The sequence below is a fragment of the Streptomyces sp. CB01249 genome (genome assembly GCF_001905735.1).
GTDB lineage: Bacteria > Actinomycetota > Actinomycetes > Streptomycetales > Streptomycetaceae > Streptomyces.
Genome location: NZ_LISW01000007.1, coordinates 381,437 through 389,899 on the forward strand (window position 1 = coordinate 381,437; position 8,463 = coordinate 389,899).

Consider the following 8,463-nt stretch of genomic DNA (forward strand, 5'->3'; position numbering starts at 1 on the left):
CGCACTGGTCCGATCATCTTTCGTGCGTAACCCAAGTGCCGAGCCACTCGTTGTGCCGGTTGCAGGCCCCCTGTCGTCACACCATGTCCGCAGACGCTCACTCGTTCGTGTGGAAGCGCTCAAGGTGTGCAACCTTCCGGATCCCCAGGGGAGTCGACCGTCATGACGAGAGGAGGTGCCGCCAGTGATCGCAAACGTCTCGGCACACCGGCGGGCGAACGCCTTCGCCCAGGCCCTGGAGGAGCAGTCGCTCCGCGGTGCGGCGGCCGTACAGCCCGAGGACCCGGCCGAACAGGCCGACCGAGGACCGCTGTTGGCCCTGGCGAACGGCCTCGGTGAGCTGCCGAAGCCGCAGTTGGACCCCGAGGTCAAAGTGGTGCAGCGAGCCCAGCTCGTCGCCGCCATGGAAGCCATGTTCGCCGAGGGAGGCGCGTCCGCGGACCCTACGGTGCCCTCGCAACGGAGCAGGGGCAGCCACCGCGCGTCCCCGCTCCGCAAACTGCGCCCCAGATCGCGCTGGACCAAGGGTCTTGCCGCCGGCGGGCTCACCGTCGGGGTGGCCGCAGGCGCCTTCGGCGGGGTGGCCGCCGCCAGCTCCGACGCCCTCCCCGGTGACTCGCTCTACGGCCTGAAGCGCGGCATGGAGGACCTCCACCTCGGCCTCACCCGCGACGACACCGACCGCGGCGAGATCTACCTCGACCAGGCGTCCACGCGCCTCGGCGAGGCCCGCCGCCTCATGGAGCGCGGCCGCGCGGGCGACCTCGACCACGAGCAGCTCGCCGAGATCAGGCGCACGCTCAACGGCATGTCGCACGACGCCACCGAGGGCCACCGCCTCCTCCACGCCGCGTACGAACGGGACGGCGCCCTCGGTCCGATCCAGACCCTGGACTCCTTCTCCCGCTCCCACCGCGACACCTGGAGCAGCCTCCGCGACCGCCTGCCCGTCCAGCTGACCGACGTGGGCAACCAGGTCAGTTCGGTCTTCGACGCCATAGACGAAGAGGTCGCGCCGCTCCAGTCGCTGTTCCCGCGCGCCCCGGAGAAGGGCCCCGAGTCCCGCCGCTCCGACTCCACGGGCAGCGTCGCGGACCCGTCCACCGACGCGCGCACCCCGTCGCCCTCGTCCTCCGCCCGCCACGAGGACGGCGATACGGGCTCCAGCACCTCGCCGCGCCCCTCGGACGCCGGCTCCAGCCCGGCCGGCGGCCTGATCGGCGGGGGCACGGACGGGCTCTTCGACCCGCCGTCCCCGGACGCGACCAGCCCGTCGAAGGAGGCCCCGAGCTCGACGCCGTCGCCGGACATCACCATCCCGCCGCTGCTGCCGGGCCTCATCGGCGGTCTCGGCATCGACGCGGAGAACGAGAAGGGCTGACCGGGCCCCACGGTGCGGCGGCGGCCGTCAGAAGAAGACCGACCGCCGCTGCACCAGCAGCTTGTACAGCGTGTGCTGGATCTGCTCCCGCACCTGGTCCGTCAGGTTGAACATCAGCATCGGGTCCTCCGCCGCCTCCAGCGGATAGCCGTCCGTCGGGATCGGCTCACCGAACTGGATCGTCCACTTCGTCGGTAGCGGCACCGCCCCCAGCGGCCCCAGCCACGGGAACGTCGGCGTGATCGGGAAGTACGGGAAACCCAGCAGCCGCGCCAGCGTCTTCGCGTTCCCGATCATCGGGTAGATCTCCTCCGCGCCCACGATCGAGCACGGCACGATCGGCACCCCGGCCCGCAGCGCCGTCGACACGAAGCCGCCCCGCCCGAAGCGCTGAAGCTTGTACCGCTCGCCGAACGGCTTCCCGATCCCCTTGAAGCCCTCCGGCATCACGCCGACGACCTCGCCCTGACGCAGCAGCCGCTCCGCGTCCTCCGCGCACGCCAGCGTGTGCCCCGCCTTCCGGGCCAGCTCGTTGACCACGGGCAGCATGAAGACCAGGTCCGCCGCGAGCAGCCGCAGATGCCGGTCCGCCGGGTGGTGGTCGTGCACCGCGACCTGGAGCATCAGCCCGTCGAGCGGCAGCGTCCCGGAGTGGTTGGACACGATGAGCGCCCCGCCCTCGGCCGGGATGTTCTCGACGCCCTTCACCTCGACCCTGAAGTACTTCTCGTACACCGGCCGCAGCAGCGACATCAGGACCTGGTCGGTCAGCTCCTCGTCGTAGCCGAACTCGTCCACGTCGTACTCACCGGTGACCCGCCGCCGCAGGAAGGCGAGCCCGCCCGCGATCCGGCGGTCCCAGGCGCCCCGGTCGGACGCCTCGCCCTCGCGCGGCACCTCCGGGCCCTGCGGGGCGTCCGGGGAGCCGGAGGGCCCCGGCAGGGCGCTCACCGACCCCGTGCCGCGTACCGGAGACCGCCGCCGCGCGGCACGCGGCACGCCCCCCGACCGCGAACGGTCGTCGTCGAACGGAATGACCTTGGCATCCGCCATCGTCGCTGTGCTCCTCTTACCTGACGCTCGGGGTCGGGTGGTTGTCTCCGGAGCTGCCGGAGCCCTGCCCGGCGATCCGGGGCACGGCCTCGGCCACGCGGTCCACGGCTCTGCCCACCGCGCGGGGCGGCAGCAGGCCCGGCGCCCGGCTGCGCGCGAAGGCCGCGAACGTCTCCCCCGTCGTGTACTTCGGTGCGAAGCCCAGCGTCTCCCGCATCTGGACCGTGGAGACCACCCTGCCATGGGTGAGCAGCCGGATCTGCTCCGGCGAGAAGTCGGTCATGCCGACCGTCCGCAGCGCCTGCCCGACCCAGGTGACCGCGGGCAGCAGCATCGGCACCGTCGGCCGCCCGAGCCGCCGCGCGCACTGGGAGAGCAGCAGCACCCCGTCGCCCGCGATGTTGAACGTGCCGCTGTTCAGCGTCCCGCGCCGGGGCTCGCTCGCCGCGATGGACAGGACGTCCAGCACATCGTCCTCGTGGACGAACTGGAGCCGGGGGTCGTACCCGAAGACCGTCGGCAGCACCGGCAGCGACAGGTAGTCGGCGAGCGGCGAGTCCGCGTCGGGTCCCAGGATGTTGGCGAACCGCAGCACGCACACGGCCACGTCCGGGCGGCGCCGGGCGAAGCCCCGTACGTATCCCTCGACCTCGGCCGCGTCCTTCGCGAAGCCGCCGCCGGGCAGCGACTTGGGCGGGGTGTTCTCGTGGAACACCGCCGGATCGCGGGGCGCGGAGCCGTACACACCGGTGCTGGACTTCACCACGAGCCGCTGCACCGCAGGGGCCTTCTGGCAGGCGCCGAGCAGCTGCATGGTCCCGATGACGTTGGTCTCCTTGACCGCCGTACGCCCCTGGGACCCGAGCGCGAAACCGCTGACGTCCAGGTGCACGACGGTGTCCACGTCGTGGTCGGCGAGCACTCTGGCGACGGCGGGCCCCCGGATGTCCGCCCGTACGAAGACGGCGTCGCCCAGCTCGTGTTCCGGCTCGACCGCGTCGAGGGCGATCACCCGCTCCACGTCCGGGTCACGCTGGACGCGCCGGACGAAACGGCCGCCCAGCTGCCGGGCCGCTCCCGTGACGAGCACGACCTTCCCCAAGATCAGCGCCTTCCGTCGGTCTCCCGTATTCGGTCGGTCAGGACGTCACCGTAACCGGTGGACACCCCCGCACACAGCACCGCAGCCCTCCCGCCGGAACGGCGGAAGGGCTGCGGATTCACGAACTGCGTTCGCTTACTTCTTGTTGCGACGCTGAACGCGCGTGCGCTTGAGCAGCTTGCGGTGCTTCTTCTTGGCCATCCGCTTGCGCCGCTTCTTGATAACAGAGCCCACGACTACCCTCGCTCACTTCTTCTTCACTGGTGCGGGGCGTCTGGGCCCACACGACCTACGTCGGCCTAGCCTACCCGCCACCGCGTGAGGGACGTAATCGAGGCGAATGTCAGGCCGATGCCACCCCCACGAAGGACTCGCGCAGATACTCGTGAACCGCTTGCTCCGGCACCCGGAAGGACCTGCCCACCCGGATCGCCGGCAGATGACCGCTGTGCACCAGGCGGTACACGGTCATCTTCGACACCCTCATGACCGAGGCGACTTCCGCCACGGTCAGAAACTTGACCTCGCTCAGAGGACTCTCGCTGTCAGCAGCCATGACTCACCTGTACCTTCCGCACGAGACGCGCACCGGCTTCCCCTCCGGTGACTCTTCGTCGTTGTGCGCTCACTCCCCAGGTTAGGGGCGGGTGGTGCGAGTGGGGAAGAGGAGAGACGATCGGCCGCTACTGTGACAGACACGCCCGATTGAGTACATAGCGCGTGAGCGGCAGGTAGTACGCGGACCGCACCGCGTCGTCCAGCGGAACCGCGACCGCCACCCGCCCCTCGGCCTCCCCGACGAACAGCGCGGGATCGTCCGTATCGGCCAGCCCGATCGCCTCGATACCCAGCTGACCTGCCCCGCAGACCCATCCGTGGTCCCCGACGACCAACTCCGGAACGGGCCCGCGCCCGGCCGCGGCGGCCTCCAGCGCGACCCGTACGGGCAGCGGCGAATGGGAGTGTGCGCCGGTGCCACCACCGGCCGCCCCCGCGCCGGGTTCACGCACCAGCGCGACGCCTTGTACGTAGTCGAGGTGGTACGTACGTACGCCAAACCGAGTCGTTATGTCGATACATCGCCCCTGCGCCGGGGTGAGAACGGGGCAGCCCGCCGACGACAAAGCGTCTGCCAGCGCCGCATAGAAACCGATCAGCCGGTGCGGATGCCCGGTCCCGAACAGCACCGGCACCCGCCGGGCCGCCGCCTCCGCCAGCCGTACGGCGAACGCGTCGAGCCCCGCCACCGTCCGCTCCGGATCGATGACATCGGGCCCGGACACATGCGCGGGATCGTCCGAGACCCCGCACCTGTCCGCCATCAGCTCCAGCAACTCGCGCTCGCCCCAGCCCCGTTCGGGGTAGAGGCCGAGCGTCACCCGGGGGTCCCTGGCCGCGAACAGCCGATAACTCCGCAGGCTCACCTCACGCGAGGTGGCCACGGGCCCGGCAAGGCGGGCCGCCAGCAGATGCGCACGCAGCGCTCCGGTGCTCAACACCCCACCGATGCTGCCCGAACCGGCCCGCCCCGGGGCCAAAAGCCCGATTACGCCCCACAGTCGGCGTAAACCGTACTCAACCCCGTAACCCCGCGAGCACTCCGTGCCCGGATCAGGTCCTCCGGGCCCGGATCAGGCCCCTCTCGCCCGCTTCAGGTCAGCAGGCCCCGCAGCGGGAACGCCGCCCGCCGCGTTGCCAGCACCGCCTGGTCCAGCCGGTCCGCCGGGTCGTACCCGTCCTCCCAGGCCGACCACGACGGCGTCCGCCCGTCCGTCATCCGCGCCGGGCCCAACTGCCGCGTCCGCGCGTACACCTCGTCCCGCCACGACGACGGGATCACCGACTCCGGGTCCACCGGGGCGTGCGCGGCAATGCCCACGAGGTGCGTCCAGGACCGCGGCACCACGTCCACCACCGCGTAGCCCCCGCCGCCGAGCGCCACCCAGCGCCCGTCGTCGGCGTAGGTGTGCGCCAGGTCGTGGCACGCGGCCATCACCGAGCGCTGCGCGTCCAGCGACACCGCCAGGTGCGCCAGGGGGTCCTCGAAATGCGTGTCCGCCCCGTGCTGGGTCACCAGGACCTGCGGCCGGAAGTCCGCCAGCAGCTCGGGCACCACCGCGTGGAACGCCCGCAGCCACCCCGCGTCCCCGGTCCCGGCGGGCAGCGCCACATTGACGGCCCCGCCCTCGCCGGGCCCGGCACCGGTCTCCTCCGGCCAGCCGGTCTGCGGGAACAGGGTGCGCGGGTGCTCGTGCAGCGAGATCGTCAGGACGCGGGGGTCCTCCCAGAAGGCCGCCTGCACGCCGTCGCCGTGGTGCACGTCGACGTCGACGTACGCGACGCGCTCGGCGCCCAGCTCCAGGAGCCGGGCGATGGCGAGCGCCGGGTCGTTGTAAACGCAGAAGCCGGCCGCGCCGCCGGGCATCGCGTGGTGCAGCCCGCCGGTGAAGTTCACCGCATGCCGGGTCTCGCCGCGCCAGACCGCCTCGGCGGCGGCCACGGACTGCCCGGCGATCAGCGCGGACACCTCGTGCATCCCGGCGAACGCGGGGTCGTCGATGGTCCCGATGCCGTACTTCTGGTCGGCCGAGCGGGGGTCGGCGGACGCGGCCTTCACCGCCGCCACGTAGTCCGGGCGGTGCACGAGCCGCAGCGTGGAGTCCCCGGCCGCCTTGGCGGCGACCACGTCGACGGCCCGGTCGAGGCCGAACGCCCGCACCAGGCCCATCGTCAGGGCGAGCCTGACGGGGTCCATCGGGTGGCTCTCCCCGAAGTCGTAGCCCGTTACTGCGTCATCCCACATCAGCTGTGCGCGGCCGCTCATGCCCGCCACCGTATCGGGCGGGTTCCGCGCCGAACGACTTGGCGTACAGGAGCGTGGCCAGCACCAGCACCATCGGGACGAGCATGGCGCCCCGGTAGCTCCAGGCGTCCCCGAGCGCCCCGACGAGCGGGGAGCCGACGAGGAAGCCCACGTAGTTGAAGATGTTCAGCCGGGCGATCGCGGTGTCGCTCGCCCCGGGGAACATCCGCCCGGCCGCCGCGAAGGTCTGCGGCACGATCACGCACAGCCCGAGCCCCAGCAGCGTGAACCCGAGCATCCCGGTCCACGCCCCGCCGGCGAGGGCCACCACGCCGAACCCGCCGGCCGCGAGCACGGTCCCGCCCCGCACCACGGCGACCGCCCCGAACCGCCGCACCCCGAGGTCCCCGACGGCCCGCCCCAGCAGCGTCGTCACCATGTAGACGTTGTACGGGACGGTGGACAGCTGCTCCGAACTGCCCAGGACGTCCTGGAGGTACTTCGCGCTCCAGTTGGAGACCGTCGAGTCCCCGATGTACGCGAACGCCATGACCAGGCACAGGGGAAGCAGCAACCGGAAGGACACCGCCCCGGCCGCACCGGCCGCCCCCTTCTCCGGTGTCTCCTCGCCGCCCTCCACGTACCACCGGCTCCCGATGAACGCCGCGGGCAGCAGCACCACGACCGCCGGAAGGTACGAGACCAGCAACGACAGGTCCCAGTGCGCCCCGGCCCAGGCCATCGAGGCCCCCGCGATCCCGCCGAGGCTGTACGCGGCGTGGAACCCGAGCATGATGGAGCGCCCGTACGCCCGCTGGAGGCTGACGCCCATCATGTTCATGGACGCGTCCAGCGCGCCGACGGCGAGACCGAACACCCCGAGCGCGAGGGCGGCCTGCCAGAGCTCGCTGCCGGCGCCGACGCCGAGGAGCGCGAGGAGGACGACGGGCTGCGTCCACCGGAGGACCACTCGGGGCCGTACCCGGGCGACCACCTTCTCGGTGAGCACACTGCCCACCCCGGCCAGGATCGGGACGGCGGCGAGGAACACGGGCAGCAGGCCGTCGGATATCCCGTAGCGGTCCTGGATGGCGGGGATCCGCGTCACCAGCAGGGCGAAGGTGGCCCCCTGCACGAAGAAGCTCAACGCGAGGGACGCCCTGCCGTGCCGCAACCGTGCATCTGTCATGGCGGCGAGCGTAGAGCCAGTTTCTACCCGTGGGTAGACGCGTCAGGCAAGCAATTCCGGCAGCTGGCTCATGTCGGAGAAATACCCGGTCACACCGGTCAGCCGGTCCGCGGGCATCATCGAGGTGAACCCGTAGACATCCATGCTGGCCGCCCGGGCCGCCTCGACCCCGAGCGGGCTGTCCTCGATGACCACACACCGCTCGGGCGCGACGCCCATGCGCTCGGCGGCGAGAAGGAAGAGGTCGGGTGCCGGCTTGCCCCGGCCGACGTCCTCGGCGCTGAAGATCCACTCCTCCTCGAACCACTGGTCGAGCCCGGTCTTCCGGTGGCTGACCCGGATGCGCTGGTGGCTGCTGGAGGAGGCGACGCAGTACGGGACGCCGTCGGCGACCAGCTTGCCCAGCAGGTCGTCCACGCCGGGGACGGGCTCCAACTCCTCCTCGAACGCGGCGAAGATCCGCGAGTGGAGGGTGACGTCGAAGTCCTCGGGGAGCTTGGTCCCGGTCCGCTCCTGGACGAGGTCGTGGACGCGGTGCACGGCGGACCCCATGTAGTCCCGCAGGGATTCCTCGTACGAGGTGGGGTGGCCCAGCTCCGTGAGGTAGCCGGCCAGGATGGTGTTGGAGATCGGCTCGCTGTCCACGAGCACACCGTCGTTGTCGAAGATGACAAGTTCGTAGCGCATGGCACGACTTTAGAGGGTCAGAACGCGAAAAAGCCCCGTGCCACAAGGGCACGGGGCTCTTCCTAAAAGGAGTTCGGCGGCGTCCTACTCTCCCACAGGGTCCCCCCTGCAGTACCATCGGCGCTGAAAGGCTTAGCTTCCGGGTTCGGAATGTAACCGGGCGTTTCCCTAACGCAATGACCACCGAAACACTATGAAATTTGAACCAACCGGATAATAACACGGCTGTTCGTTATTTCAGAACTAAC

The 8,463-nt window shown here is 71.0% G+C and carries 9 protein-coding genes and 1 rRNA gene; 1 reads left to right on the top strand and 9 read right to left on the bottom strand.

Annotated features, from left to right (window positions below; translation table 11 throughout):
* The first annotated feature begins 184 nt into the window (after positions 1 to 184).
* Positions 185 to 1,381: a DUF5667 domain-containing protein gene (locus AMK18_RS28610; protein ID WP_018104373.1), complete on the top strand. Its 1,197-nt coding sequence runs from the start codon at positions 185 to 187 to the stop codon at positions 1,379 to 1,381.
* Between the two features lie 27 nt (positions 1,382 to 1,408).
* Here AMK18_RS28610 and AMK18_RS28615 read toward each other — a convergent pair whose 3' ends face one another.
* The 9 genes from AMK18_RS28615 to rrf form a co-directional block, all read right to left on the bottom strand.
* A complete protein-coding gene (locus AMK18_RS28615) occupies positions 1,409 to 2,434 on the bottom strand; it encodes a lysophospholipid acyltransferase family protein (RefSeq protein WP_018104374.1) in 1,026 nt (341 codons plus the stop codon).
* A gap of 16 nt (positions 2,435 to 2,450) precedes the next feature.
* Positions 2,451 to 3,536 (bottom strand): NAD-dependent epimerase/dehydratase family protein, encoded by a 1,086-nt coding sequence (locus AMK18_RS28620; RefSeq protein ID WP_073865038.1) that lies wholly within the window; start codon positions 3,534 to 3,536, stop codon positions 2,451 to 2,453.
* Between the two features lie 135 nt (positions 3,537 to 3,671).
* Entirely contained in the window at positions 3,672 to 3,770 is a 99-nt protein-coding gene (locus tag AMK18_RS28625) for a 30S ribosomal protein bS22 (RefSeq protein ID WP_003948845.1), read from the bottom strand.
* A 109-nt stretch (positions 3,771 to 3,879) separates the two neighbouring features.
* Positions 3,880 to 4,092, bottom strand: coding sequence for a helix-turn-helix domain-containing protein (locus AMK18_RS28630; RefSeq protein WP_018104376.1), 213 nt, complete (start codon positions 4,090 to 4,092; stop codon positions 3,880 to 3,882).
* A gap of 127 nt (positions 4,093 to 4,219) precedes the next feature.
* Complete coding sequence (locus tag AMK18_RS28635; protein ID WP_018104377.1) at positions 4,220 to 5,035, bottom strand: phosphatase; 816 nt, start codon at positions 5,033 to 5,035, stop codon at positions 4,220 to 4,222.
* A gap of 152 nt (positions 5,036 to 5,187) precedes the next feature.
* The gene (locus AMK18_RS28640) at positions 5,188 to 6,360 is read right to left on the bottom strand and encodes an acetoin utilization protein AcuC (RefSeq protein ID WP_026171686.1); all 1,173 of its coding nucleotides are present in this window, start codon (positions 6,358 to 6,360) and stop codon (positions 5,188 to 5,190) included.
* Positions 6,329 to 7,528, bottom strand: coding sequence for an MFS transporter (locus tag AMK18_RS28645; RefSeq protein WP_026171687.1), 1,200 nt, complete (start codon positions 7,526 to 7,528; stop codon positions 6,329 to 6,331). Before AMK18_RS28645 ends, AMK18_RS28640 begins: the two co-directional genes overlap by 32 nt.
* A gap of 42 nt (positions 7,529 to 7,570) precedes the next feature.
* Complete coding sequence (locus AMK18_RS28650; RefSeq protein ID WP_073865039.1) at positions 7,571 to 8,215, bottom strand: HAD family hydrolase; 645 nt, start codon at positions 8,213 to 8,215, stop codon at positions 7,571 to 7,573.
* Between the two features lie 71 nt (positions 8,216 to 8,286).
* A 5S ribosomal RNA gene (gene rrf / locus AMK18_RS28655) occupies positions 8,287 to 8,403 on the bottom strand.
* Positions 8,404 to 8,463 lie beyond the last annotated feature (60 nt).